The 26486-nt window shown below is 66.1% G+C and carries 23 protein-coding genes; 4 read left to right on the plus strand and 19 right to left on the minus strand.

The features are described from left to right. Positions 1-42 precede the first annotated feature (42 nt). The 5 genes from ACQPY0_RS43070 to ACQPY0_RS43090 form a co-directional block, all read right to left on the minus strand. The gene (locus ACQPY0_RS43070; protein ID WP_432974465.1) at positions 43-954 is read right to left on the minus strand and encodes a transporter substrate-binding domain-containing protein; all 912 of its coding nucleotides are present in this window, start codon (positions 952-954) and stop codon (positions 43-45) included. 62 nt (positions 955-1016) lie between these two features. Beyond that, entirely contained in the window at positions 1017-2417 is a 1401-nt protein-coding gene (locus ACQPY0_RS43075) for a flavin monoamine oxidase family protein (protein ID WP_432995597.1), read from the minus strand. Between the two features lie 113 nt (positions 2418-2530). Beyond that, positions 2531-2941: a RidA family protein gene (locus ACQPY0_RS43080; RefSeq protein WP_432974467.1), complete on the minus strand. Its 411-nt coding sequence runs from the start codon at positions 2939-2941 to the stop codon at positions 2531-2533. Positions 2942-3012: 71 nt separating this feature from the next. Beyond that, entirely contained in the window at positions 3013-4200 is a 1188-nt protein-coding gene (locus ACQPY0_RS43085) for an alanine racemase (RefSeq protein WP_432974469.1), read from the minus strand. Then, positions 4197-4949, minus strand: coding sequence for an SDR family NAD(P)-dependent oxidoreductase (locus ACQPY0_RS43090; protein ID WP_432974471.1), 753 nt, complete (start codon positions 4947-4949; stop codon positions 4197-4199). The genes ACQPY0_RS43085 and ACQPY0_RS43090 overlap by 4 nt, the downstream gene beginning before the upstream one ends. A gap of 292 nt (positions 4950-5241) precedes the next feature. On the opposite strand from ACQPY0_RS43090, the gene ACQPY0_RS43095 reads away from it, so the two are divergent. The 3 genes from ACQPY0_RS43095 (at position 5242) to ACQPY0_RS43105 (ending at position 9789) form a co-directional block, all read left to right on the plus strand. After that, complete coding sequence (locus ACQPY0_RS43095) at positions 5242-5967, plus strand: IclR family transcriptional regulator (RefSeq protein WP_432974473.1); 726 nt, start codon at positions 5242-5244, stop codon at positions 5965-5967. 66 nt (positions 5968-6033) lie between these two features. Beyond that, positions 6034-6861, plus strand: coding sequence for a cyclase family protein (locus ACQPY0_RS43100; RefSeq protein WP_432974475.1), 828 nt, complete (start codon positions 6034-6036; stop codon positions 6859-6861). A gap of 870 nt (positions 6862-7731) precedes the next feature. Further along, the gene (locus tag ACQPY0_RS43105; RefSeq protein WP_432974477.1) at positions 7732-9789 is read left to right on the plus strand and encodes a phosphocholine-specific phospholipase C; all 2058 of its coding nucleotides are present in this window, start codon (positions 7732-7734) and stop codon (positions 9787-9789) included. Positions 9790-9856: 67 nt separating this feature from the next. Here the strand turns inward: ACQPY0_RS43105 and ACQPY0_RS43110 are convergent, their stop codons facing one another. The 6 genes from ACQPY0_RS43110 to ACQPY0_RS43135 form a co-directional block, all read right to left on the minus strand. Next, entirely contained in the window at positions 9857-10057 is a 201-nt protein-coding gene (locus ACQPY0_RS43110; protein WP_432974479.1) for a hypothetical protein, read from the minus strand. A 154-nt stretch (positions 10058-10211) separates the two neighbouring features. Then, positions 10212-11558, minus strand: a complete 1347-nt coding sequence (locus ACQPY0_RS43115; RefSeq protein ID WP_432974481.1) for a LuxR C-terminal-related transcriptional regulator — start codon at positions 11556-11558, stop codon at positions 10212-10214. Positions 11559-11709: 151 nt separating this feature from the next. Further along, the gene (locus ACQPY0_RS43120; RefSeq protein WP_432974238.1) at positions 11710-12987 is read right to left on the minus strand and encodes an IS701 family transposase; all 1278 of its coding nucleotides are present in this window, start codon (positions 12985-12987) and stop codon (positions 11710-11712) included. Between the two features lie 87 nt (positions 12988-13074). Next, positions 13075-13974 carry an ATP-binding protein gene (locus ACQPY0_RS43125; RefSeq protein ID WP_432974483.1) on the minus strand — a complete coding sequence of 300 codons (900 nt, stop codon included), beginning with the start codon at positions 13972-13974 and terminating at the stop codon, positions 13075-13077. 300 nt (positions 13975-14274) lie between these two features. Next, positions 14275-14649, minus strand: coding sequence for a DUF5999 family protein (locus tag ACQPY0_RS43130; RefSeq protein ID WP_432974485.1), 375 nt, complete (start codon positions 14647-14649; stop codon positions 14275-14277). Between the two features lie 438 nt (positions 14650-15087). Further along, the gene (locus ACQPY0_RS43135; protein WP_432974487.1) at positions 15088-15213 is read right to left on the minus strand and encodes a hypothetical protein; all 126 of its coding nucleotides are present in this window, start codon (positions 15211-15213) and stop codon (positions 15088-15090) included. Positions 15214-15599: 386 nt separating this feature from the next. Between ACQPY0_RS43135 and ACQPY0_RS43140 the strand changes: the two genes are divergently transcribed. Continuing rightward, positions 15600-16094 (plus strand): TetR/AcrR family transcriptional regulator C-terminal ligand-binding domain-containing protein, encoded by a 495-nt coding sequence (locus tag ACQPY0_RS43140; RefSeq protein WP_432974489.1) that lies wholly within the window; start codon positions 15600-15602, stop codon positions 16092-16094. A 600-nt stretch (positions 16095-16694) separates the two neighbouring features. Here ACQPY0_RS43140 and ACQPY0_RS43145 read toward each other — a convergent pair. From ACQPY0_RS43145 to ACQPY0_RS43180, 8 genes are all read right to left on the minus strand, one after another. Further along, positions 16695-17432 (minus strand): SDR family NAD(P)-dependent oxidoreductase, encoded by a 738-nt coding sequence (locus tag ACQPY0_RS43145; RefSeq protein ID WP_432974491.1) that lies wholly within the window; start codon positions 17430-17432, stop codon positions 16695-16697. Continuing rightward, positions 17425-18987 carry a class I adenylate-forming enzyme family protein gene (locus tag ACQPY0_RS43150; RefSeq protein WP_432974493.1) on the minus strand — a complete coding sequence of 521 codons (1563 nt, stop codon included), beginning with the start codon at positions 18985-18987 and terminating at the stop codon, positions 17425-17427. The genes ACQPY0_RS43145 and ACQPY0_RS43150 overlap by 8 nt, the downstream gene beginning before the upstream one ends. 2 nt (positions 18988-18989) lie before the next feature. Beyond that, positions 18990-19775 (minus strand): class II aldolase/adducin family protein, encoded by a 786-nt coding sequence (locus ACQPY0_RS43155; RefSeq protein ID WP_432974495.1) that lies wholly within the window; start codon positions 19773-19775, stop codon positions 18990-18992. 1227 nt (positions 19776-21002) lie between these two features. Then, entirely contained in the window at positions 21003-21797 is a 795-nt protein-coding gene (locus tag ACQPY0_RS43160; RefSeq protein ID WP_432974497.1) for an ABC transporter ATP-binding protein, read from the minus strand. Beyond that, complete coding sequence (locus ACQPY0_RS43165) at positions 21794-22750, minus strand: ABC transporter ATP-binding protein (protein WP_432974499.1); 957 nt, start codon at positions 22748-22750, stop codon at positions 21794-21796. Before ACQPY0_RS43165 ends, ACQPY0_RS43160 begins: the two co-directional genes overlap by 4 nt. After that, positions 22750-23547: an ABC transporter permease gene (locus ACQPY0_RS43170; protein ID WP_432974501.1), complete on the minus strand. Its 798-nt coding sequence runs from the start codon at positions 23545-23547 to the stop codon at positions 22750-22752. The genes ACQPY0_RS43165 and ACQPY0_RS43170 overlap by 1 nt, the downstream gene beginning before the upstream one ends. Positions 23548-23649: 102 nt before the next feature. Further along, positions 23650-24558, minus strand: a complete 909-nt coding sequence (locus ACQPY0_RS43175; RefSeq protein WP_432974503.1) for an ABC transporter permease — start codon at positions 24556-24558, stop codon at positions 23650-23652. Positions 24559-24773: 215 nt separating this feature from the next. Then, positions 24774-26399 carry an ABC transporter substrate-binding protein gene (locus ACQPY0_RS43180; protein ID WP_432974505.1) on the minus strand — a complete coding sequence of 542 codons (1626 nt, stop codon included), beginning with the start codon at positions 26397-26399 and terminating at the stop codon, positions 24774-24776. Between the last annotated feature and the right edge of the window lie 87 nt (positions 26400-26486).

The following is a 26486-nucleotide window of genomic DNA, read 5'->3' on the forward strand; positions in this document are numbered from 1 at the left end:
TCACCTCCGGGATGGGTTGCAGCTGGCGGGACAACGGCTCGCCTAGCCGACCGCGAGGGGCGCCGGGTTGACCTCGGCCTTCTGGACGGCGTTCTCGCTGAGGCCCCACTTCTTGAGGATCGAGCCGTAGGTGCCGTTGTCGATCAGCGCCTGGATGCCCTGCTGCACGACGGGCACCAGGGGCGAGTCCTTCAGGAACGTGTAGCCGACGAGGATGGGCAGGATCGACGGCCCGGTCTCCTTCCACGACTTGCCCAGCTGCTGGTCCTTCTGGCTGAAGAAGTACGCCAGCAGGGACAGCGGCTGCACGGCGGCCTCGGCGCGGCCACTCGCGACGGCCACGTACTCCTCGGCCTGCGAGGGCATCTGGATGATCGTGATGGCGCCCTTGCCTGCGCTGGTGCACTCCTTCGACTTCTGGTTGAGGTAGTCGGTGGCCTGGTCGCCGACCTGCGAGGCGATCTTGCGGCCGCAGAGGTCCATGACGGTGTTGCCGATGTCCCTGGTCGTGGACAGCGCGGCGAAGCGGTAGCCGTCCTTGAACTGCGCCAGCTGCGTGTACTTCTGCTCGCGCTCGGCCGTGATGTTCGTCTGCCCGACGAAGTCGTACTTCTTCTGCTCCAGCCCGAGGAGCTCATTCTCGAACGAGGTCTGCTCGACCGTGATCGGGATGCCGAGCTGCTTGGACAGGGCCGCGAACAGCTCCGGGTCCTCACCGGTCTGGGTGCCGTTCTCGTTCTGCATCGACAGCGGGGCCGAGTTGAGCTGGACGGCGACCTTGATGCCCTTGCGGTACTGCGCCGGCACCTGGTTGTAGAGCGGCGCCGACGTGTCGACGCCGCCCTGTGGTGCGGCGCCTGTGGACGAGTCGCCCGACGAGCCACAGGCGGACAGGGCCAGCACGAGCGTTGCCGAAGCGACAAGGGGGGCTACGAATTTCAATGTATGGTTCACGACGTCTCCTCGGGATGGGGTGTCGGGGCGGGGGGTGGGCGAACGGGGGTGGGCCGGGGGTGTCAGCCGACCAGTTGGGGAAGCGCTCGGCGCACGCGCTGGGCAGCGCGGACGCCGGACTTGGCGGCGGGTTCCATACCGCTCATCGGTTCGAAGTAGTCGCCGGCCAGGACGATGCGGTCATGGTCGAACCCGCGATCGAGGGCCGGCTGGGCGAGGGCGCGGTCCGGGCCGGGTGCGCCCCAGATGGTGCCCACCGGCCAGCGCTGGACAACGGTCTTGACCACGTGCCCGCGCAATGCGGGGACCAGGTCGTACACCGAACGCAGGTAGGTGTCGCGGATGACCTCGTCGGTCTCCTTGGCCAGCTCCGCGGCCCGGCGACCGCCCCGGTAGCACATCAGGCTGCCACCGGGCTTGCGGGCACCGGTCCGCAGGACGTTCGCGTGATTGAACAGGAAGTCGATCTCGTGGCCGGGCGTGGTGATCGCGTAGATGTCGTCGATCGGCAACGGCGTCTCCTCGTCGGTGAAGATGGCCATGCTCAAGAAGGCACCGTTCTTCACCGCATCCAGCGCCTTGTCCAGCTCGGGCGGCAGGTCGGCCACGATCTGCCGGGTGACGTCGGTCGTGGTTGCCACGACGGTCGTCAGCGCGGTCACCTGCCGGGCCGCGCCACCGTGGGCGTAGCTGACGACGACATGATCGCCGCGGTCGGCGACCTCGGTGACCTCGGCGCCGGTGACGATGCGCCCGCCCAGCCGGTCGCGCAGCGCCAGGACGACCTGCTCGGTGCCGCCGACGACCACGGAGGCGGTCGCTGCGACGGCGTCCCTCGGTCCCATGACGTGGGCGCAGCAGAGCAGCGCGCTGCCCGCGGACACGTCATCGGCGTCGGCGGCCGACCGGTGGGCGATGCACTCGAGCACCTGGCGGGCTCGTCCCCGTGCGCTGCTCACGTACTCGGCGAACGTCTGGTCGCTTTTGAAGCCGGCCAACGCGACCCGGCGCCGATGCTCATCGGCCTCGGTCGTCGCGGGCATCGCCTCGACCTTGTTGGCCCCGCGCACGCCGAGCGCGACCTTGAGCCCGGCCCACATGAACGACAGGCGTTCGAGCGGGGACAGCTTCAGGACGAAGGGCAGCAGCTCCACCCGGGGCGGGCTCACAATCCGGTTGCCGAGTCCGATGGCGGTGACCGAACCGGGAACCTTCCGCACCTCGACGCCGAACTCGGCCGCGAGGCGCCCGATCTCGGTTTCGGCGTGCGGAAACAACTGTGCGCCGACATTCGCCCAGTAGCCGTTGTGCTGTACCGACTTGATCCGCCCGCCGACACGGTTGTCGGCCTCGAGCAGCAGTACGCGGTAATCGCGCAACTGCCAGGCCGCGACGAGGCCGGCAATGCCTCCTCCGACCACGACGACGTCGTAGTCCACCGCTGTGGTTGCCTGGTCGATCATGTACGTCACGCCTCACCTGTGTGACTGTGCGCAGAGTGTTCGCGCCACGGCGCGGACAGCGCACGAATGGTCTTCGGTCATTGGTTACGCATCCACGCGCCGGGGTCGGCGGGCTAGTGTGTCGACGAGGTGGGTGGGAAGCGGGCGACGACGTCGATCTCGACCAGCATCCCCAGCAGGGTGCTGCCCACGGTGGTCCGCACCGGGTACGGCGGGTCGAACATCGATCGGTACACGTCGTTGAAGGCGGCGAAGTCCCGCTGGACGTCCTGCAGGTGCACCGTGGCCTTGACGACATCGGCCAGGCCGAGGCCGCGAGCGCCCAGCACCGCTTCGATGTTGTGCAGCGCCTGACGGGTCTGTTCCTCGACCGTCGCGCCCAGCCGGCCGGAGATCGGGTGGTGGCCACCGACGCCCGAGGTGAACAGGAGATCTCCGGCGACAATGCCCTGTGAATAGGCACCGGACGGCGCTGGTGCCCGGTCGGTGACGACCGGGTCGTGGCGAGCAGTCTGCTTGATCACGAGCTTGTGGTCCTTTCGCGCTCCGGATGGCGCGGGCGACGCGGCCGCGCGGGCTCCGGGAGTTTCGGCAGTCAGGAGAAGTAGGTGGGCCAGCAGGCCGTGACGACGTCCTCGTCGGTGACCGCGAGGACCGAACGCCACCGGTCGAAGGCCGTGCAGGGGTGCGAAATGCCGAGGACCACGATGTCGCCCGGAACCGGCGCGTCCTCGCCGATACGCACGAACGCGTGCTGATCGTTCGTGTCCGTCACCACCCAGTCGGGTGGAGCCGGCCGGCGCTCGCCGTTGCGCACCCAGCCCTTGACGACCGGGAGCCCCTGGTCCCAGGGAACGTCGCGCTTGCCCGCGCCGATGATCGCCAGGTGGCGCTCAGGCACGGACAGGACGTCGGCCCACACCTCCAGCGCCGGGGTGAACGGCAGCGGGGACAGCTCCCGGTAGTGCCGGTCGTCATGGACGACGTAGGCGCCGGAGCGCAGGATCACGTCGTAGCGACCGCGCGGCAACCGGGCGAAAGCCTCGACCACGTGGTCGAAGAAGAGCGTGCCGCCGGCGGTGACGATCGGCTTGCCCCCCGCGCTGAACAGCCCGCGCCGGTCGACGTCCAGCGCGAAGTCGACCATGCCCCCAACCGCGGCGTCGATCCGCTCCAGAGCCGCCGGGCTGCGATCGGCGGCGACCGCGCCCTCGAACATGCCCACGCCGACGAGCTCGAGATGGTCGGCGGCGACGACCCGTTCGGCCACCGCCAGCGCGGCCGCCGCATCGCGCGCGCCGGCGCGTCTGCCCAGGTGGCCGAACTCGACCAGCACGCCGAGCGGCGCCGCGGCGGACGCGAACCCGGCGTCGAGCAGGTCGACGCCGACGGCGCTGTCAACCAGGCAGTGCACCCGCGCCCCCGGGTCGGCGTCGAGCAGCCGCCGGAGCCGGTCAATGCTGGCTCGCCCGGTCACCTCGTTGGCGATCAAGACGCGGCGCGCGCCGAACCCCAGCTCCACCTCGGCCTGCTGCACGTTCGCCGCGGTCAGACCCCAGGCGCCGGCGAGTTGCCGCTGCGCGATCTGCGCGGTCAGGTGAGTCTTCGCGTGCGGAGCCAGGAGCAACTCGTGGTCGCGGCAGTAGGAGGCGAGCCGGGCCACGTTGTCCTCGAGCGCCGTCAGCCGTACGGCCATGACCGGCAAGGGCACCGATCCGGCGCGCAACGACTGCCCGACGTACTCCCCCAGATCGGTATGGGCGCCGTCGGTGAGCACGTTCATGACACCCGGACCGATCCGTTGAGCGTCGTCTGACCACCGTCGATCACCAGCGCCGACCCCGTGACGTAGTCCGCGTCGTCGGACAGCAGGTAGCAGATGGCCCCCGCGACGTCCTCGGCCCGGCCCCACCGCCGGGCGGGCGGGAACGAGAAGTGGTCGGCCGCAGCATCGATCGCCGCCGAATTCAACGGGGTGCGGATCACGCCCGGCGCGACCGCGTTCACCCGGATGCCGTGCTCGGCCAGGTCGACCGCCATCGACTTCACCAGCATCAGGACTCCGCCCTTGGACGCGTTGTAGTGCGCGGTGTCAGGCTCGGCCATGAAGCCGTTGGTCGATGAGGTCGCCACGATCGCGCCCCGGCGGCCGCCGGCCACCATGGCACGTGCGACGCGCTGGCTGACGAGGAACGTCCCCCGGAGGTTGATGTTCAGGGTCTCGTCCCATTCCGCGAGAGCCATGTCGAGGAAGTTCCGCTCGCGCCAGATGCCGGCGTTGGCCACCAGCAGGTCGACCGCCTCGAACTTCGCGACCACCTGCCGGACCATGTCGTCGATCGCCGCCTCGTCGGCGACATCGGCGACGATCCGCAGGCTCGGCTGGTTCAGCGACAGCTCAGCCAGCCCGGCCTCGCTACGGTCGACGGCCACGACCTTGGCGCCTTCAGCCGACAGCCGCTTCGCGGTCGCCGCACCGAGGCCCGAGGCGGCGCCCGTGACCACGGCGACCTTGCCGTCGAAGCGCATCATCGCGGCGTCCGTCCCGTCGTCGCGGCAGGAGCGGTCGTCAAAGCAATCACCATGACCTTTCCCTTGCTGATCGCGCGCACCTGGCCGATCGTTTGCTCTCGATCTGGAAGGCGGCTTGCACTACTGAGGTCATCCGGGCTAGTATCCGAGATACCGGACGCCATCCGGGATGTCGAACAGTATGTAGCGCGCTGAAATGGGCTGTCAACAGCCCGAGACCGCAAAATGGGTAAGGAGTTGGCAGCACATGGCGACGCGGCTCGTCCCGGCACTCACTCGAGGCCTCGACATCTTGACCCTGCTCGGGCGGCAGTCTCCGCTCGCGGCACCGGCGATCGCGGCCGCGCTCGATCTCCCCCGGACAACCGTCCACGAGTTGCTGAAGACCCTTGAGGCGCGCGGGTTCATCGACGATGCCGGGGGTTCCAGCTACCGCTTGGGCATGCGGATTTTCGAGCTCGGCCGCTCGTTCGAGCGCGATCTGGACCTGGTCGAGATCGGCAAGCGCGGCGCTGAGGCGGTTGCGGCCGAGTGCGGCGAGACCGTGCAAATCGCATTGTTGGACCAGACCGATGTGGTATATGTCGTACAGGTCAGCAGCATCCATGCCGTGCAGCTGGTCTCACGCCTCGGCGGACGTCTGCCCGCGCACTTGACCGGGGTCGGCAAAGCCAGCCTCGCGTTCCAGCCCGGTCCTGTGCTGCAGGAGCTGTACCCGCCCGGCCGCCCGCTGCAGACGATGACTCCGGCCAGCCTCGCCACGACCGACGCCTTGCACAGCGCCCTCGAGCAAGTACGCGCCGACGGCGTGGCCTGGGACAACTGCGAGTCCAACCCGGACGTGTACTGTGTCGCCGCCCCCATTCGCGACGCATCCGGCCGCGTCGTCGCGGGTATGAGCATCTCGGTGCCCGTGCACCGCTGGAACGACGTACACGCCGAGGAACTGCGCACGCTCGTCATCAAGGGCGCCCAGGACGTCTCGGCCAAACTGGGCCTGGCCGCCTACACCGCCTGACTCTCGGCATCGACCCGCCTCCCTCGACGGCCTCCACATGGCCCCGATCTCCGCACGGAGCGCTCAATGACAGCTGTCAACGCCTTATCCGACCTTGCCCGGCTGCTGGCCGGCGTTCGGGTCGTCGACCTCAGCCTGACGCTCGCCGAGGACCTACCCGGCGCATGGCCCACCCATATGCCGTTCCAGGCCAAGCCGTGGAGCTGGTTCCACGACCGGCCCGACGACCTGCTTCCGCTCGACTCGGGGTGCGGTTCCTACTTCACGCGCTGGCTTGTGATCGACGAGCACACGGGCACGCATTTCGACGCGGCGAGCCATTTCCTCCCACCGGACGCCTCCTCCGGCTTCCGCCCGGAGACCGCTGAACAGGTCGACCTGAGCAAGTTCGTCGGGCCCGCCGCCGTGATCCGGGTTTCCATGGACGACCTGCCCCAGGTCCCGGGCGAGAGCCCGACCATCACGCCCGAGATCGTCGAGGCCTGGGAGCGGCGCAACGGACGCATCGCGGCCGGGACAGTGGTGCTGTTCTCCTCGCAGTGGGATCAGCGGTACACGCGTGCGACCCGGGCTCAGTACACACACGATGTGGTGATCACCAAGACGACGGCCGGCTGGCCGGCACCGTCGGCCGAGACAATGGATGCCCTGCATACCCGCGGGGTCAGGTGCGTCGGCATCGACGCTCCGAGTATGGGCGCCGCGCACGACGGCGAGCCGGTCCACGTCTGCGGGCTGGGCAAGGGGATCGTATTCGTGGAAGGCCTGGCCAACCTCGATCAGCTTCCGGAGGCCGGCGCCTTCTTCGTCTTCATGCCGCTGAAGCTGCGCGGCGGCAGCGGGGCACCCGGCCGGGCGATCGCGTTCGTGTCCAACGACTCGCCAAAGTCCTGAAAGGACAAGGCACAGGTCGAACCTGCGGGCTTTTGGTTTGCCCGGGCGTCTCGTTGGCGGCTCGTTTCACGGTTCTGATAACGGGTGCCGTCTCGAGGTTGGTAGGGCCGGTCGTGGCGGCGGCGAACGCGATCTCGCGATGCTCTGCCAATGCGACTCCGGCCTCCTCGAGGTGGGCGGGGACGACCGAGAGCCAGAGCAGGGTTCGGGTGGTGCGTTGGTGGCTGACCATCCGGTGGCGAGCGAGCAGTTGCCGGTCGCCGTCGTCGAGTTGTACGGGTCCCGGGCGATACGGCGTCAGTGGGCTCGCGACAACGCCTCCGCCTACCGACGACGGCGTGGCCTTAACCGCGCAGCGGCCCGAGTCGTCGGGCACACCTGACCTACGTTCAGGGCACGTTCCATGGGCCGCCCGACTCTCTGCCCGCCGACGGTGATTTGTCGCCAGGCTTGCCGACGAGCGCGGTCTGAACACCGTCGTTTGGAAGAGCGTGCCGACTGCGGTCAGCGCGGGGCATGGCCCCTTCTCCCCGGCGTCCTGAAGCGTCAACGGCGGTATCCGCGCGGTCTTTCGACGGCCGACGCGGAACCTGTCAAGGCCGGTGCGACACGGGTCGCGGACGGGATCCTCGTCGCGGCGACCGGCCGGGCACCGGGCTTCAGCAAGCAGGCCTCCTACGCGGTTGAACCGGGCTGCGTTTCCACGCTCCGGGGCCTCGACGATGCCTGTCTGACAACGCCGCGTTCGACGTCCGGCATGACATACGGCGTTCGGCTATCTGTCATCGCTGTGGTCACGCACGGCTACCCCCGTGTTCCACGACCCGCTACGAACCGGCAACCCGGACTTGACCTCCGGCGAGGAACGTCGTGCCCCGCACAAACGTCATCGAACGAGAGGGCATCACCGTGGTGGACATCGATCGCAGGCGATTTCTGAAGTTGACCGGTGCGGCCTCCGCCGCGGGCCTGGCCTACAGCCTGCTCGGTAGCGTCCAGCGGGCCGCGGCCATCGCCCCGCAGGGCAGCACCGGAACGATCATGGACGTCGAGCACGTGGTGATCCTGATGCAGGAGAACCGTTCCTTCGACCACTACCTCGCCTCGCTGCGCGGAGTCCGCGGCTTCGGCGACCCGCACCCGGTGCAGCTTCCCTCCGGCAAGTCCGTCTGGCACCAGGCGGACAGCAAGGGTGAGGTGCTCCCCTTCCACCCGCAGGTCGACGACCTGGGCGGCGCATTCCTGCAAGGCCTCGACCACGCCTGGCCGGGCGGCCAGAAGGCGGTCAACAACGGCCACTACGACCAGTGGATCCCCGCCAAGACGCCCACCACCATGGCCTACCTGCTGCGCCAGGACGCCGCGTTCCACTATGCGCTCGCCGACGCGTTCACCATCTGCGATGCGTACTACTGCTCGTTCGTCGGCAACACCGACCCCAACCGGTACTACCTGTGGACCGGCTGGACCGGCAACGACGGCAAGGGCGGCGGCCCGGTGCTCTACAACGACGAACTCGGCTACGACTGGCCCACCTACCCCGAACGCCTGGAAGCGGCCGGGATCTCGTGGAAGATCTATCAGGACATCGGCAGTGGCCTGAACGCCGCCGGCTCCTGGGGCTGGGACAACGACGCCTACATCGGCAACTACGGCGACACCTCGCTGCTGTACTTCAACTCCTACCGCAACGCCCAGCCCGGCAACCCGCTGTACGAGAAGGCCCGCACCGGCACCGAGAACAAAAAGGGCCAGGACTACTTCGAGATCCTCGCCGCCGATGTGAAAGCCGACCGGCTGCCCCAGGTCTCCTGGATCTCCGCCCCCGAGGCGTTCACCGAGCACTCCAACTGGCCCACCAACTACGGTGCCTGGTACATCTCCAAGGTCCTGGACACCCTGACCAGCAACCCCGACGTGTGGGCCAAGACCGCGCTGTTCATCACCTACGACGAGAACGACGGCTTCTTCGACCACCTGGTGCCACCGCACCCGAACACCCCGGTCGTCCCCGGCGCCTCCACAGTCTCCACCGAGCACGAGTTCTACCCCGGCAGCAGCCGCGCCAAGCCCGGCCCCTACGGCATGGGCCCACGGGTACCGATGTTCGTGGTCTCGCCCTGGTCCACCGGCGGCTACGTCTGCTCCGAGACCTTCGACCACACCTCGGTGATCCGTTTCCTGGAACAGCGCTTCGGCATCGCCGAACCCCAGATCACCCCCTGGCGGCGCACCGTCGCCGGCGACCTGACCTCGGCCTTCAACTTCTCCCGCGGCGTCACCGGACTCGCAGCCCTGCCGGACACCTCGGCGATGAAGCCGCAGGACCGGTTGCGGCACAAGACCTACTTCCCGCCCCGCCCGGCCAGCTCGAAGATGCCGGCCCAGGAGCCCGGCACCCGCCCGGCCCGGCCGCTCGGATACGACCTGAACGTCGTCGAGAAGCCCGGCAACCCGCTGGATCTCACGATCGTGAACAACGGAACCCTGGGTGCGCATTTCCAGGCCCGGCTGATCACCCCGGCCGGGCAACCGCACAGCTACACCGTGGGCGCGGGCCACCAGCTCGCCGCCCAGCTGCCGGTCTCCGGCGCGTACGAGGTGCACCTGCACGGCCCCAACGGCTTCTTCCGCAAACTGGCCGGCGACACCCACAGCGACAGGGTCGCCGTCACCCTGCGGCCGCTGGGCGACTCGGGCAAGCTCCGAGTGGAGATCGACGCTCCTCACACCGCCATCAACGTCACCGTCACCGACGTCTACTCCGGGCCGGTCCGACTGCACGGCAACGGCAAGTACGCCGACCTGGACACCCGCGACGCCGGTGGCTGGTACGACATCACCGTCACCGCCGGCAGTGTCGTCCGCGTCTTCGCCGGACACCTGGAAAACGGCTGCGCCAGCGTCAGCGACCCCTCCCTCGGCTGACCCAGGCGTTCCCCACGGCCCGCGACGCGCTCTTGTGGAGCGGTCGCGGGCCGAACCTGTCGGCGCGTCATCCTGCGTCCTGCCCGCTGATGCAGTTGTACATCAGCATCGCGGGTCCGACCCTGGCGAACAGCGCTTCGCGTTCCTTGTCGCCGTCGGTCGTGGTGTCGGCCGGCGCGGCCCGATGCACCAGGGATCCGGTCCTGGCACGATCAGTGACCCGGACGCGGACCGGCACGCGCAGCGGGTTCCTGACCAGCACCGGCATCGCCGTCCTCGCCCTGCTCACCGTGCTCGTCGCCGTCAAATCCCCAGCCACCAACCCCGCTGCGCAGTCAGCCGCGCCCGAGGACATGGTTTCGTTCGTCGGGAGCCCGGGCGCGTCCGGGCCGGGCTCCTGGACCTTGCGCCAGAGCCCGCCTTCACGCCCGGTGGACATCGATCTCGATGAGGGACTCCGGCTGTTCGGTGACCCATGCGGCGATCTGTGTTCGAGAGGTGAAGCCGAGCTTCACCAGGATGTGCTCGACATGGGCTTCAGCTGTACGTCGTGCGATGACGAGTCGCTCGGCGATGTCCTTGTTGGACAGACCCTTTGCGACGAGGACGGCGACTTGTTCCTCCCGTCGGGTCAGCTGCGGTTGGGGTCGTGCGAGACTTGCCGCGGGTGCCTTTGCCTTCTCGCCGAGGGCGTCGGCCACGGCCTCGGCGACAGTGAGTTGCGTGCCCTGCTGATAGGCGGCGTCGTATGTCCTGTCGCCGAGAGTGTGCCGGACCCGCGCTTCGCATTGTGTGCAAAGCTCGGCGTATGCGTCGAAGCCCATCCGGGGGTTGCCGACTACGAGCCAGAGCGCATGGCTGGCCCCGAGCAGCCGGGCGGCGCGTAGGGCATCGCCTTCGGCAGCACTGATCACGGCCATCAGGTCCAAACAGCATGGGATCGTCAGCAGGTCGTCAAGAAAGTCCAGCTTGACATGGAGGAGCTCACGGACGCGAGTTCGCGCTTCCCGCAGATCCCCGGTGATCACCCGGCCGAAAGCAAGGACCCACGCCGCCCAACCTCTCACCAACCGGTCGCCGTGGGCTACGCAGATCGACTCACACTCATCGACGAGGTCGACGGCTTGGTTGACGTTCCCCAGACAGGACGCTGTCAACGACCGTTGCGGGTAGGCAAGAGCGATGAGACCGTTCATCTCCCCGGATACGAGATGCCGGGCAATCGCGTCATCCTGCAGCCTCGCCGCAGCGTGCAGGTCACCTGCGAACAGGCGAGCCATTCCCAGGTACTGCTTCGCATAGGCCGGCACCCGCTCGTCACCGCACTGGCTTGCCACGGCGCAGCTCTCGTCCTCGAGCATCAAGCTCGAGGGAATGTCACCCTGCAGCGTGGCAATGTAACCGTTGATACACAGTGCCCAGGCCCGCTCACGACTTGGCTGCTTGTCCAGCGCCAGTGCGCGGTCGAGCCAGAAACGACCATCCCGCATGAAGCCACAGGCGATCCAGTAGTACCAGAGCGTGGAGGCCATGCGCATCCCGGCGCGGGTTTCACCCGGCTGGGTCAGGCAGAAGTCCAACGCCTCCCACACGTTGGCTTTGTCCAACTGCAGGCGGATGGACCATTCCCTCTGATCGGGGCCGAAACAGTTGTCCGCCAACTGCCCGGCAAGATACAGGTAGTAGTCTCGGTGGCGGCGGAGCACCGCCAGTTCCTTACCGCCGTCGGCGAGCTTTTCCCGGCCGTACTGCCGGATGGTTTCCAACATCTGATACCGCGTCCGTCGGCCGTGTCCGACCTCTCGGGCCAGGACCGACTTGTCCAGCAAGCCTGCCACCCCGGTGAACACGTCATCCGCGCTGATTCCCTCGTGCGCGCACACGCTCTCGGCCGCTTCCAGATCACTCGGCTTTCGCGGTCTATGCAGCTGCGAGTGCCCATGCTCGCTGGACCTGCCGGATTTCTGCGTTGGTGGGTTGAGCTGGGCGGGAGCCCATAAATCGAGCGGCAATGAGGGTGCGTCGTAGCGCGGTGAGCATGTCGGTGAACGACGGGTCGGTTTTCGACAGGTACCAGGGTGCGTGGATGCGGCGGTCGGCGACGATCCCGGATCGGTGACCGTACAGCGCATACCAGAGCACGACGAGGGTGTAGACGTACATCCCGAACGCCCAGGTGCGGTTCACGGCTTCCGCGGTGCGGTTACGGGCCTGTCCGACGCCGAGGGTCTGGCGGGTGTCGAAGAACGTGACCTCGATCGCCCACCGGGCGGCGTAGCGGGCCACCAGATCGGCGGCGGTGACGCTCAGGTCAGTGGTGATCAGGGCCAGCATCGGCCCGGTTTCTCGGTCACGCACGAGGGTCATCCGTACCGGGTGGGGCCCGAACACCCCGTACCAGAGGCAGTCGAGGACCGCGATACGCACGGTGTCGACCCGCCCGTAACGCGTCACGGACACCGTCTGCCACACCGCGGTGGCGGCGGCCTCGCTGGGGGTACCGATCCGGGCGCCTTTCAATCGTGGCCGGCCCCGTTTACCGCTGCGGGCCGGTGCGCGGTGATACACCACCGCGTTGCGGGGCAGCCGGGTCGTCCATGTCACGGTGGCGGGCAGGTCCCGCAGGCCATGGCCGTGGTACGCGGCGTCGGCGACCACGTGGACCCGCCGGCCCGGCGTCCGGGCGGCGATGACGGTGATCATGTAGGCGGCCAACTCCACGGTAGAGGCGGTGCCCTTGCCCTGCCAGCGCCGGCACAACACCGGCAGGCACAACGGCCGGGACAGGAACGAGGGCCGCACGATCACCCCGACGACCACCCAGCGGTGACCGAACGCCAGCTTGTTCCGGGCGGGCGCCGAGCCGTCGTGGATCCATCCGACGCCGTGGACCTTCTTACCCCGACGGCGATGCGCGGTGTCATCGACCGCCAGGTGCAGATCGGCGCCGTCGGCGACGAGGTGGGTCAGGACCAGATCGAACACCGTCAGGCCGATCTGGTCGATGGTCCAACGCGTGGTCGAGAAGAACCGGTGCGCCCGATCATGCGACCAGGACGTGGCCATCCCGGCCCCGGTGAGCATCCCGCAGACCGTACGTTGCCCGGTCTGCGCGACCAACCCGACGACCATCGCGGAGAAGACCCCGAACGTCGGCGCCGTGAAACACCCACCGAAGGCGTCCAACAACCGACGCAACGAGATCGGTAGGCTGACTCCTGGAAGCATCGACGGATCACTTTCGGCAACGACAGTGGTACAAGGACCGTCGATGCTTCCGTCATCTCACCCCAAGATCACGCACTCCCAGGCCACCCGGCGTGTCACACCCACCGCCGACCCCTCATCAAAAACTGCGAAAGTCCAGAGATCAAACCCGCCGGCAAAGACCGACAGCCTCGCCCACAACTCCCGTTCCTGCTCCGAACACAGGTCGAAGCTCCACTCCACGGCAGCCCGCAGCGTCTGATGGCGAGGCAATGCGCTGCGATTCCCCACCGTCAGCAGCCGGTAGCGGTCCTCCAGTCGCGCGAGGATCTCCTCCACCGACAACACCCGCATCCGCACCGCCGCCAGCTCAATGGCCAGCGGCAACCCGTCCACCCGCTGGCAAAGCAGGGTCACAGCGACCTCGTTGTCCTGATTCACGGCGAAACCGGGCAGCACTGCCGCCGCCCGCTGCTCGAACAGGGCGAGCGCCTCGTACTGCCCACCCCGCAACGACCGCGTCCGTGGCCGCCTATCTGCGCTGTCCTCATCGTCCGTCGGTGGCAGGGACAACGGCGGCACCGGCCAAACCTGCTCACCGGCGATCCCCAGCGACTGCCGGCTGGTCACCAGGATGCGCACCCCGGGAGCAGCAGACATGACCCGACCGACCAGATCAATGCTGGCATCCAGCAGGTGCTCGCAGTTGTCCAGCACCAGAAGCAACTGCTTGTCCGCCAGATGCTCCAGCAGCACGACGTCCAACGGACGGGTGGACTGGTTACGCAGCTCCAATGCCTCGAACACGGCGTGCGGCAGCAACGACGGTTCCTGCACCTTCGCCAGCTCGACCAGCCACGCCCCATCGGGAAAGGCCCGCTGCAACTCCCGCGCCACTCGCAACGCCAGCCGGGACTTTCCCGCCCCGCCCACACCGGTCAACGTCACCAGCCGCGACACCGACAGCGATCGCTTCACCTGCGCCACAGCCTGGCGCCGGCCGACAAAACTCGTTGCTTCCCCGGGAAGGCTGCCTGCGCTCCGACTCGAAACACTGACCACTGGAACCACCACTGCCAGCAAGCCTACGTCGGCCCTGACCAGCGGCAAGGACGACGTAGTCCATCAATGGCTGAAGTAGTCAGTTGTCGATAGAGTTCACGGTACCTGATGAAATGCGGGCAATTCGGATAAAAGGGGACATTGTTTGGAGGGCTGCTACCGAGCAGAACAAGGCCGCGGAGGCGGTCATGGCCGAGGCTGTGCCAGAGCCCGTCTTCACGCCCTGCGGACATCAATCTCGGCGAGGGACACCCGCTGTTGGGTGACCCATGCGGCGACCTGTGTTCGAGAGATGAAGCCGAGCTTCACCAGGATGTCCTCAATGTAGGCTTCAGCTGTACGCCTTCCGATGACAAGTCGCTCGGCGATGTCGTTGCTGGACAGACCCTTTGCGACGAGGACGGCGACTTGCTCCTCCCGTGGAGTCAGTCGCGGTTGGGGTCGCGCAGCACCTGTCGCGGGCACTGGCGCCTTCTCGCCAAGGGCGTCGGCAAGGCCTCGGCTCCCGTGTTCGGGATGGAATGCGACGATCCGAGCTGCCGCACGGCCGGGCCCGGTCGCCGATGGGCACATGGATTCGTGTTGACGCATCGCACACCTCGCTGGTGGTGCAAGTACAGCGGTTTGCCGGTCGAACCAACATGACCAGCGTCCCCGCCACGAACCGACCCCAACACGGGAGAATCACCTAGACCGCTACCTACGTTCCAGACGTAGGTAGCAGCCGCGGCTGGCAGCGGTCAGTGGCGCCCAGCGGCGGCGGGACGGGTGGTGAACCGGAATGAGGTGTACTGCCCGGATTCAACCAGGCCCGTATCGACGCTGAAACAGCCCTCGGCAGCATATACGTCATTCGTACCGACGTCACCGCCGACATCCTCGACCCGACGGGCGTGGCCGTCGCGCGCACGCGCACACCAGGGGCCGGCTCGTCCTGCGGCGAGCGGGGCGCCGTTGCGTTGTGGATCGTCGGACGCGTTGAACCCTGATCGGGTCGCCTGGTCAGATCGCTTGGTCCGTTCGTAGGTCTCAGTTGGTGTACTGCTCGACGTGGTGCCACGCGGACGGGATCAGTTCGTCGAGGGAGTCGCGCTTGGTCGAGGCTCCCGCCACGATCAATGTCAGGGTCGGGTCGCGGTGCTGGCAGCCCGCCATGGACTGCGGGCGATCTCCTCGTCTACGTGCCGCGGAATCTTGATGATGGGTTGCGTACGGCTCTCGCGGCAGTTGCGAATCAAGGATGCCTTTGTGTTGCCCGGCTGACAGGTCCTCGCTGGGCAAGAGTCGCAGGCGGTAGGAAGTAGTGCTGGCCACGTTGCCGGAATGGTGGCTGGTCCACCCACCTGACGCTGGTGCCCTTGGGTGAGTTGGCCCAAGCACCCCACGCCACGAACGGCAGTCTGGACCACTAAGGTGAAGGCGTGACCTCAAGCCCCTCAAGTGCAAGCCGACGACGCTCCGCTGCCGGCCCCCGCGCGGAAGACACGATTCTTCGCGTTGCATACGAACTCGTAATCGAGGGTGGGCTTCGGCGTGCTTCAATGGAGGCTATCGCCCAGCGCGCCGGAGTGAGCAAAGTCACCCTGTACAAGTGGTGGCCCAACCGAGCGGCGCTCGTGATGGATGCCTTCATGGACTACGGGTCGAGTGTCCTTCCGTATCCGAGCCCGATGACTGCCGCACAAGTTCAGCGTCAACTCGGCCGAATGGCGCAGGAGTTCAAAGGTAGCACCGGACGAGTAGTCGCCGAACTGATGGCGGAGGCCCAGTATGACGATGACGTCCGGACAGCGTTTCGCGATGGGTATGTGAAGGCGAAACGTCAAGAGGGCATCCGACTGATCCGTAGCGCGATCGACGCCGGCGTCCTACGCGACGTGGACCCGGACATCGCTCTCGATCTCATGTACGCGCCACTCTACTTCCGACTCCTCGTAGGGCATGGGCCATTGACCTCCGACTTCGTCGAAAACCATGCGAAACTCGTTTGGCGGGCGCTCGCCGCCGACTCGGCCTCCGTTGAGGAACCTGAGTGAGGGATCCCCGCTCTGCCATAGCCTGGCGGAAACGGCCCCCCGCGCGGACTCGCCCGGCTCGTGTTCCGGGGCTTGGACGCTCCTGTGGGCGCCGCGACGGGTCTTCTGTTCGCCGAGGTAGCCGAACCAGCGTTCGACCTGGTTGATCCAGAATGAGCCGGTCGGGTGAAATGAGCTGCGCACGCCGCTGGCGCTCGAAGCGGCCCTCACCGAGCCGACCCGACCCCGCACTCATGGCGGGCCGCCTGCGAACGCGCACTCGCCGCGAAGATGGCAACAGGAGCGTGCCACCGCGCATGGGGGCGCTGGTGAACGCCGAACCACACCCCGCGGCGGGCCCGACTTCGCCATGTCCTTTTCGATCACCGCGCCGGAACAGAATGTCGTCGATGACACCCTGATCACGGCATCCTCGGTCAGAAGCCGAGCGACCGCCAGATCGGCCAGCAGCACCCCGACCGCGTCCACGGGCCAGCGGGCCGGGGCGAGGTCCCGGTGCGCCCGGCCATCCCCGCACCCAACGGCATCCCGCACACCGGACCATCGATGTTTCGGCTCCACGCACCCCGGCGCGCCGCACGCGAAACCGCCTTGGACGGCTCAATTGCGATGTCCGGCGCGCAGCCTTTCGCCATAGTCCATCCAGTGCGCTGTGGCCAGCCAGCCACAGTCGACGGGAATACTCACGCCGGTCACTGCAGTGGAGGAATCCCCTAAGAGGAACGCCGTGACTGCTGCAACCTCGTGAGGATCAACCAATCGGCCCAGCGCAGTGGCCCGCTCGATGCTGGCGACATCTCTCTCCCCCGCCTCGATCCGCCGGACAAGTTCGGGCGTCCTCGTGAAGCCAGGGGCAACCGCATTGACCCGGATCCCGCGACTTCCAAGCTCGCCGGCCGCCAATCGGGTAGAAGCCTCGAGCGCAACCTTGGCCGGTGCGTATGCGTGGAGCGGCAGGGGACGGTGAGCGTTTACTGAGGTGATGTTGACGACGGCCGCACCCGGGCGCATCAGGGGTGTCAGATGGCGGATGCACCGCATCGCGCCATGGTAATTGACCTTCCACACCAACTCAGCCTGATCCGGGTCGGGATCCAGGAGACTGGTGACATCCTGCAGTACTCCAGCCGCATTGACGAGTCCGGCGACCGGCTCGCCGCCGAGCCGCTCTGCGAGCGCCAGAACGCTATGGTCGCTAGTCACGTCAAGGGCGATCGTGTCGCTGGTTTCCCGGATGTCCGTAGCGACTACCGGCCTCCCCAGGATACGCAACTCCGCGGCGATGGACGCTCCGATACCTCCGGCCGCGCCTGTGACAACCACGTATCCCTCAGGCATCGGAACCTTCCTTCGGCCCAGTGAGCCGGAAACGTCGGACCTTGCCGACACTGGTGCGTGGTAGTGCATCGACGATGTGCCAGCGACGAGGTCGCGCTGCGGGCGTGAGTTGGCTGGCTGCCCATTCGGCAAGCGCGTCGAGGTCGGGCGGAAATGCTGGGTCATGTGGGACCACGTAGGCGACAGGCACCTGGTCTCTCATGGGGTCCGGTTCCGCGACGGCGGCCGCCTCAAGAACTCCGGGCGCCTCGGCGAGCATGGCTTCGAGCTGGGTGAGGGATACGTTCTCTCCGGCCACTTTGATCACGTCGTCGACACGGCCGACGAATTGCAGGGCGGTCCCCTCGGCATCCCACGCGACGAGATCGCCGGTGGCGAACCAAGTGATCCCGTGGTCGTCATGGAAGGCGGCTGTCGTCGCGATCGGGTCGCGCAAGTAACCAGCGAAGAGGTCGTCCCCGGGTTCACCACACACCCACAGTTCACCCGGCACAGTGCCTGAGACCTGCACACCATCCGCTCCGACGACGCGAACCTCTCGTCCGGGCACAGGTGTGCCGATGCGATCCGGCGATGCGGCTTCCAGTGCGACCGTGGTCACCGCCGCGATCGTTTCCGTCATTCCGTAAAGTTGCCGGGGATGGACGCCGGCAAGACGCGCAAAGGACTCGAAGTGGCCCGCCGCGAGGCTTTGAGCAAACCAGACATGTTGCAGTCTCAAGGGCCTCGCGTCATCTGCCGTGCGTGCCAGGATCATTCGAATGGGGGCGGCAAATAGGCTTGCGTGGGTAACTTCGAGTTCGTGGGCCACCTGCACCCACTGGGACGCCGAGAAAGACGACGTCAGGGCGACAGACGCGCCTGTCGCGATCGCGGGGGCAAAACAGTAGTACTGGGCGTTGGCGTGAAAGAGTGGCAGCGTGACGTACCAGCGCGAATCCGGGCGCGACTCCGCCAGCGCGGCCATGGTCTGCGCGACCCTCACGTAGTTGCGCTGGGTCAGCACAACACCCTTGGGCTCTGCGGTCGTACCGGAAGTGAACATCACCGCCAGACGATCACTCGGCGAAGGCCGGCCCGTGAGGCGGCTTGCGGAGGACCCGCCGAGCAGCGGCGAACCCTCGACCAGGTCGGTCTCGTCTTCGGCCAAGGCGACAACCACACGCAAGCCGGCGTTCTCGACGTATGCGGCCGCACGAGACGAGGCGCAGAAGCCGATCGTCGGCGAAGTTCGCCTCACCTGCTGCACCAAGTCGCGAGGGCCGGACTCCGGATCGACCGGCACTATGTAGGCACCAAGCCGTGCTGCGGCGAGCCAGACAGCCACAAAGGCGGGGCAATTGCGCAGCGCCAGGTGAACCGCGCCGCCTCTGCCCACACCCGCATGGGCCAACGCGCCGGCCACGCGAACAACGCATTCGTCGAATTCTGAATAGGTCCAGGTTGTGACGCCCCCCGCACTGTTGCGGAATACGAGGAACTCCGCTTCTCCGTAATTGGCAACAGTCGTTTGCCAGACATCCGCGAAGGTCGCCGGCGAATCTGAATCAGTCACAGTCAGGCCGCGTAGTTGGAGCCGGCACGCTCGAGGCGTCGCAGCAGGGACGGCCACTCCAGATTCTGCGTGAATGACCCCTGCCACTGACGGGCCGTCAGGTCCAGCACCTCCTCCGAGGGAAGGACGAGCGGACCGCCGGTTGCCTGCGCGAGCAACTGCGCGCGGGCCGACTTCTCCAAGTAGTACATCTCGACGAAGGCTTGAGCGACCGATTCACCAACCGTGATCGAGCCGTGATTACGCATCATCAGGACCGCCTTGCCCTCGAGATCGGCGACGATGCGCGCACGCTCCCCAGTTGCGAGGGCAATGCCCTCGTAGTCGTGGTATCCGATACGACCGTGAAACCGCATCGCGTGCTGCGTCAGAGGTAGCAACCCCTCGGCCAGACAGGCAACCGCCATCTGCGCCTCGGTATGAAGATGCATGACGCATCCCGCGTCGTCGCGGGCAGAGTGTATGCCTCCATGGATGACAAATCCTGCGGAGTTGGGGCGGTATCCGTCCGGCACCTCACCGATGATGTTTCCGTCGAGGTCGATCTTGATCAAGTTCGAAGCAGTGATCTCGTCGAACGACAAGCCCAGTGGATTCACCAGGAAATGGTGGTCGGTGCCTGGCACCCTGGCCGAGATGTGGGTATAAATCAGATCGTCCCACCCGAACATGGCACACAATTGATACGCCGCAGCGAGATCTCGGCGGACCGCCATCTCCTCGGGAGAGCGTGGGTTTCGGTCGGGAATCTGCCCAGAGTCGAGGAGGAAGGAGTCGTAGATCTCCACCTGATGAGCCATGAGGATCCCTTCAGAACTGACCTAAACGTTAAGTTCATTTTCGGCCAGCTTCATCGAGTTGTCAACACGATCCCCGATCACCCGAGGCCGTCTGCGACGAGCCGGCCCTCACACGCTCCGCTTTGCAATCTTCAGCTGAACGACCCTCTTGGTGGACAAAGAGGAACGGAGCACTGGATGAGTGACACGAGGGCGGGAGTGCGGAGACAGACAATAGCCTCCATGATCGACGTTGCTGAGGCAACGATGACCATGGAGGCTATTGAGACAGCCGGTGACCCGCAGGCTGACCGCCTTCGACCGCTGACAGCTCCGCGCTGCGGCGCGCGTACACCATGTGGGCAGCGGCTGGTTCGAAACCGTGGCGATCGCCCAGCAGCGGCCCGCAAGTGCCGGCCCAAGTCGGTCCGCGGCGCGCTGATCGCCGGCTCCGAGAAGGGGCTGACCCTCGATGGCCGCGTTCGACGCGCTGGGCCCCGCACCCCACGTGGCCGGCCCGCCCGCGAAGCGCGACCTCGCCACCACCGTGATGGGCCAGCCCAGCTCCCTCCCGGTCATCATCTCATCGAGCCCGGCAAGCAGCCGACGACCTTCTTCGGCGCATACTTCGCATGGAGTCAGTCCCCGCCGGCCAGCTGGCTGGCCCATGCTCAACGGCGTCACCCGCGTCGACGACCCCAAACGGGCGGTCGACGCCACACCCGCGACGATCCGCGTCCTGCCGTCGATCGCCGCGACCGTCGGCGACCAGAGAGGTCCTGCTCGACGGTGGCGTACGCCGCGGCAGCGACGTGATCAAGGCCCACGCACTGGTCGGCCAGCGCTGATGTCGTCGATGGTCCATGGGTCGGAGGCGAGCACTGATCGCGTGGCACGTCTACGTCGCGCCATGACCCAGGACCACCGCGAGCGGGTCGCCGCCCTCCGCCGTAAGCCGACGGAGGCACACCCGGACACTTCGCGCCCCTCAACGCCAGGCAGGCCGCCGAGGCGCTGCTCTCCTTGCCGATCGGCGTTGTGCACCGGTTCGACGGCGAGGGGCACCGGTCGCCGTCGCCGAGATGACCAGAGCACGGGTGACATCGCCGCAGGGAGGGCGCTACCCGGCTCGTCGATCCGGCTTGCAGGGGGACCGAGGTTTTGCCAACGGCCAGGAACGGCCTGGTTGCGTGGTGCGCATGGCCGGCGCCCTTCGTTCGGGGTTCCCATCCCAGGTCACCCCTCGACGGCCGGCTCCAGCGACCTCAGCTCCGAGGCATCGATGAGGCTACGTGTGTACTGATGCTGCGGCGCCCCGAGTACCGCCTCGACCGGCCCCTCTTCCACGATCTTGCCCTTCAGCAGCACGGCAGTGCGGTGGCACATGTGACGAACCATGTGCATGTCGTGCGCGACAAAGATGTAACTCACGCCGAGTTCATGCTGAAGATCGAGCAGCAGGTTCGAGATCTGAGCACTCACGGAGACATCGAGGGCGGACATCGGCTCGTCGAGCACGATGACGTCCGGGTCCTCGCAGAGGGCCCGCGCGATGGCCACACGCTGTCGCTGGCCGCCGGAAAGCTGGTGCGGAAAACGGTCGGCAAAATCCTGCGGGAGGGCAACCTGATCAAGCAGCTCAGCGGCACGTTCACGTCGGTTCGCTCTCGACGCACGGCGTTCGATCGCCCGGCGCTCGGTGATGATGTCCCACAGCCGACGACGTGGATTGAGCGAACTGTACGGATTCTGGAAGACCGCGGACACGGAATTGAAATAGTCCCGGCGAACAGCATCATTGAACTTCGAACGATCAGTCCCTTTGAAGAAGACCGATCCGGAAGTTGGCTCCTCGATGCCCAGCAGCAAGCGCATCAGGGTTGTCTTGCCGCTGCCCGACTCGCCGACAAGGCCGACCATCTCGCCGGGACGGACCCCGAAACTGACGTCCGCCAACGCGTGGACCTCGTCACGCCCCTTGGGCGAGTAGGTCTTCGTAACGGATCGCGCTTCGATGATGAAGTCGGTCATGCCGCCACCACCGGGCTCCAGCAGGCAAAGGACGATCCGTGCTTCGCCTGTACCGTCGGTGGCATCTCGGCGCGGCATCTATCTATCGCGCTCGGGCATCGAGGTGCGAACGGGCAGCCGGCTGGTAGGGATGCGAGGGAAGGCGGGCTTCCAGGAATCGCAAGCAGCTTCCTTCGCGGCCCGACGTCGAGCGACGTTGCTTCCAGGAGGGCACGCGTATAGGGGTGGTGCGGATTGCTGAACACGGTTCCCGTCGGTCCGCTCTCGACCACGACGCCGGCATACATGACGACGACGCTTTGGCACAGCAGCCGCGCCACCCGCACATCATGCGTAATGAACAGCGTCGCAAGATCCCGCTCCTTGCGAAGCTGGTCGAGCAACCTCAGGATGCCGATCTGCGTCGTGACGTCAAGTGCTGTGGTCGGTTCGTCAGCTATCAGAACGCTCGGTTGCTTCGCGAGCGCGATGGCCATCGCCACGCGCTGACGCATGCCGCCGCTGAACTGATGCGGATGCTCGTTGAGCCGATCGCGCGCGTTGACGATGCCGAGGGACTCGAGCAGTCGCACGATCACGTCATCCCGATCTCCCTTGTCGGTGTGCGGCATGGCCTCGACGATCTGCGACCTGATGGTGAAGAGGGGATCGAGCGCAGTCGTCGGATCCTGAGGAACGAGCCCGATCTCGCTTCGAAGCACACTTCTCATCTGCTTCTCCGACATGCGGGTCACGTCCCGCCCGTTGACGTGGATCTCTCCATCGACAATGTCGCCGATCGGCGGGCGAATCATCCGCATGACGCTGAGAGCCACGGTGCTCTTGCCGCTACCCGACTCTCCGACCAGAGCGGTGGCGCGCCCCTTCTCGATCGTCATGGACACGTCCCGCACCGCCGGCACGGTGGCCCCACCCTGAAAGTAGCTTGTGCTGAGATTCTTGATCTGAAGCACTACCGCCGCCTTGTCGCGGGATCGAGGGCCTGGCGAAGCCAGTCGCCCGTGAGGTTGGCCGCCAGGACCGTCGCGCTCAGACACATCCCGGGAATGACAGGGATCCACCATGCGGTGGCCAGGTAATTGCGTCCGTCCGCGAGCATGTTTCCCCAAGACGCGGCGGGTGGTTGAACGCCGATTCCGAGGAAACTCAGCGACCCCTCAGCGATGATCGCAAGACCGAGTTGCAGCGTCGCCAGTACGAGAAAGGTCGGAACAAGATTCGGTAGAACGTGACGGGTGATGGACCACCACGAACTCCCGCCCATGATCCTCGACATCGTCACGAAATCCTGGTTGCGAACGGTCACCACTTCGCTTCGCAAAACACGGGCATACTGCGGCCAGACCGCCAGGACGAGCACCAGAATGACGATGACGATGCCCTTGCCGAATACGGCGACCACCACGATTGCGAGCAGCAGCACAGGAAAGGCCATCGAAGCATCGGCGACTCGGGTCAGAATGGCGTCGACTCGGCCTCCCAGGAATCCGCCGACCAAGGCGACAAAGAGCCCGATACTGCCAGCCACCAGGACCGCGCCCACCGCGACGAAGAACGAGACCTGCGTCCCGGCGAGCAGACGGCTCAGTACATCTCGGCCGAGCTGGTCCGTTCCCAAGAGATACTGCGAGCGCCCGCCGTCCATGAACGCGGGCGGCAGCAGCGTATCGGTCAGACTCTGCTTCGTCGGGTCACGGGGCGCGAGCATCGGTCCGAACAAGCCAAACAGTGCGAATCCCGCCAAGATCACGATCGAAACGATCGGTGTCCCGCGCCGCCGCCGGCGCAGCCTGAGCCTTGGCCGAGACCCTTCGCTGCGCTCTCGAGGCTGGGCTTTCATTTCGCTACCCACTTACGCCGTCACCTTGCTTGACGAATTGCGGCTGTTTGACTGCCGGACGCGGGGGTCGAGCCAGCCATATGACAGATCCACGAGGAACAGAAGACCCACGTAGACCAAGGTATTCACGATGACGATGCCTTGGATCAGGGCGAAGTCCCGCGAATTGATTGCTTGAATCGCCAGTTGTCCCACTCCGGGCCAGGCGAACAGGCTTTCCACCACAATGGTGCTGGAGAACATGGCGCCAAGCTGGACACCGGACAGCGTCACGACGGGAAGCGAGGCATTGCGCACAATGTGAGCGAGCAGCACTACCGGGGAAACACCCTTCGAGCGCTCGAACATCGTCTGGTCCCGTCCCGCCACCTCGAGCACAGCAGAGCGAGTGAGCCGAGTGATCGCGGACAGCGGGAAGGCCGCCAGGGCGACGGCCGGCAAGATGATGCTCTTGAGGTCACCCGAACCAAAAGCCGGCAGGAGGCCCAGATTCACGGTAAAGAGCAGGACGAGCAGCATGCCCAGGAAGAATGCCGGAACAGATTGCCCGGCGACGGCGACCAGTCGCACCCCCTTGTCAAAGCGACTGTTCACACGCGTACCCGCCAGCGTGCCGAGAACGAGACCGCCGACCAGCGCGATGACGAAACCGACGAGGGCGAGTTCCGCCGTATTGACCATCGCGGGCCCGACAATCTCGAGCACGTCCGTGCGAAAGCTCGTAGACATGCCGAGATCACCGGTCACGAGACCGCGCAAGTAGTCCGCGTACTGGATGAACACCGGCTGGTCAAGGCCCAGATCTCTTCTCACTTGGTCGATCTGAGCCGGTGTTGCGTCCACAGGGGCGAGTAGCGCAGCCGGATCTCCGCCGAGGCGAGCAAGGAAGAACACCAACGTGACGACGACCCAGAGTGCCACGAGCCCCTGGGCCAGGCGAGATCCCGTGTATCTAAGCATGCTCCCTCGCGCATCTTGGTTGTCCTGCGGTCATCGCTGTTTCTTGCAGAGAACGCCGGATCGTCCCGGCTCGACCGATCACCAACTGCGGCTCGCCGAACCGAGATCGGTCGGTCGCCGTAGCCGGCGGCGGGTGCCCAGGGTCGACCTGGGCACCCACCGCGAGCGGCCTACGGTCACTTGGCGCGCAGATACCAGAACGGTCCCGCGTAAGGATTGCCCTCCATCTGCGTCCACTCGGCGACCTTCGGTCCGATGGCGCTCACCGCGTCAAGACGTACGACCGGAAGAACGTAGAGGGACTCATATGCATATTGGCTCATCTCGGTAGCGATACGCGTCCGCTCCCCCTCATCGACGGAGGCGTCCAGATCGGCGAAGAGCTGTTGCCACTTCGGGTCCTTCGTGGCCGAGTACGGACCGTTCGCTCCGTACCAGATGTACGTCTTCGACGGATCAGCCGAGAAGAGCACCGACGGCGCGCCTTGGACTGTCGCACCGTCCAGCTGGTGCTTGGTCATCTTGTCGACATAGTTGGCCGGGTCCATGATGTTGAGGTCCACATTGACCCCGAGGTCCTTCCACTGACCCACAACCGCCTCGGCGAACTTCTGAACGTCTGGATACGACGACGTCGTGCTGTACGAGTTCACCGTGAAGCGAAGATCGCCGGCGCCCGCTTCCTTCAGCAGCGCCCGCGCACCGTTGGGGTCGTACGGCACCGCTTTCAGGCTGGGATCGTTGCCCAGAGTCACGGAGTAGGTGAGATTGTTCGGGACCGAACCCATCCCCTTGTAGAGCCCCTTGGCAAGCGCCTCGCGGTCCAGCCCCATCAGGAGCGCCTTGCGAACACGCACGTCAGTGAGCTTCGAATCCGGGTGGTTGTATCCGTCGACGAGGTTGACCGTTGCGGTCTGGGCCTCCTTCGATCGAATCAGTTTTGCGGTCCCGTTACCCTGAAGCTGCGCGATGCCGTTCGGCGTGAGACCGGTGATCATATCCAACTGCCCGGAAATCAGGCCCGCGATGCGGCTCGACTCCTCCGGAACAATTTTGACGACCAACGTCTTGAAGTTTGGCTTGCGGTCGGAATCCCAGAAGTCGTCGAACCTCTCGAGCGTGACCGAGTCGTTATACTTCTGCGAAACGAGCTTGAATTGGCCGGCGGCAACCGGCCGCTTCCGAAAATCTTGCTCGCCCACCTTGTTGTAGTACGCGGTGGCTACCGGCGGTGGCGTGTCGAGACCGAGGGTTGCATACGGTGCTTTGCTGGCGATCTGAATCGTGAGGTCGTCGACAACCTGAACAGACGCGACCTTTGACGCATACGTGGCGTACGACGTCATGTCCGAGTTCTGTTGCACACGCTTGATCGATGTCGCGACGTCGTTGGCGGTGAACTCCGAACCATCCTGCATCTTTACGCCCTTGCGCAGGTGGAAGGTCCACGTCTTCTTGTCGGGGCTGATGTCCCATGAGGTGGCAAGAGCCGGGATGGGCTTCAGATTCAGGTCCTGCCGAATCAACGGCTCGCCGATCGCCCATTTCATGGCGTAGTTGCCACCACCCTCGTTCGCGAGGATGGGATCTACGTACTGTTGCAGAAGCGAAGCCACCCCGACAGTCAGGGTCTGATTCTTGGCAACGCTGGGCACCGTTTCACTATCGGATCCCGATGCACCGTTCTTGCACGACGCAATGACGAAGCACAGGGCGACAAGACAAGCCGCCCCAGCCGCCTTCGCCGTGCGTCTCGGCGATGTTGCCGAGGCCCCGAGCCGGATCGCGCCTAACTTGAACATTTCCCATCCTTATTGAGTCGACCCCCGCATGGGCAGACGAAGCACGGCGCTCGATCCAGGAGCCCGCAACAACCTCTTCTCGTTCCG

Origin of the sequence: Dactylosporangium sp. CA-233914 (assembly GCF_050942935.1) — a bacterium.
Classification (GTDB): Bacteria; Actinomycetota; Actinomycetes; order Mycobacteriales; family Micromonosporaceae; genus Dactylosporangium.